This window comes from Neisseria sp. P0019.S002, from assembly GCF_051957155.1.
In the GTDB taxonomy this organism is placed as follows: domain Bacteria; phylum Pseudomonadota; class Gammaproteobacteria; order Burkholderiales; family Neisseriaceae; genus Neisseria; species Neisseria perflava.
This window is the reverse complement of record NZ_JBQCWS010000084.1, coordinates 1-485: the sequence shown is the minus strand read 5'-3', so window position 1 is coordinate 485 and position 485 is coordinate 1. Positions and strand designations below refer to the sequence as shown.

At 52.4% G+C, this 485-nt stretch carries 1 protein-coding gene and 1 pseudogene; both read left to right on the top strand.

All coding sequences use genetic code 11. The features are described 5' to 3' along the window. A pseudogene (locus ACTHTY_RS11680) lies at positions 1 to 274 on the top strand (non-canonical purine NTP pyrophosphatase); the annotation flags it as partial. Beyond that, entirely contained in the window at positions 225 to 359 is a 135-nt protein-coding gene (locus ACTHTY_RS11675; protein WP_440367792.1) for a hypothetical protein, read from the top strand. The pseudogene ACTHTY_RS11680 and the gene ACTHTY_RS11675, both read left to right, overlap by 50 nt. The last annotated feature ends 126 nt before the right edge of the window (positions 360 to 485 follow it).

Below are 485 nucleotides of genomic sequence, written 5' to 3'. Positions count from 1 at the left end.
GTGTAGAAGAGACAGGGCCGATAAAGACGATAAAAGCTGTTACTACGTCTGCGTCCTCGTCCGTGTCCGTCATGAAAACGACCCGCAACCCAGCATCGCCGAAGGCATCTGGCGCGGACAATGGCAGGCAGAAGCAGCCGGTACAAACGGCGTCGGCTACGACCCGCATTTCTAGCTGGCCGAACATGGTTGCACCGCCGCCGAGCTTGACCCTGAAATCAAAAATGCCGAAAGCCACCGTGCCCAAGCATTGCGCGAACTATTACGAAAAATCAAGTCCTTATACCTTGGTAACAGGCCGTCTGAAGCCTTCAGACGGCCTACCTCAAATTTATTCCCACGCCCAAACCTACTCATGAAGAATTGGCAGCCTTTGCACAACACGTCGCTGTCTTCATCCCAACCACACCTGACGAACTTCTTCAAATCATTGACGGTCAAGAAACTGCTATCGTCTTTTTCGGCCAACCAAGCTGTGCATACTG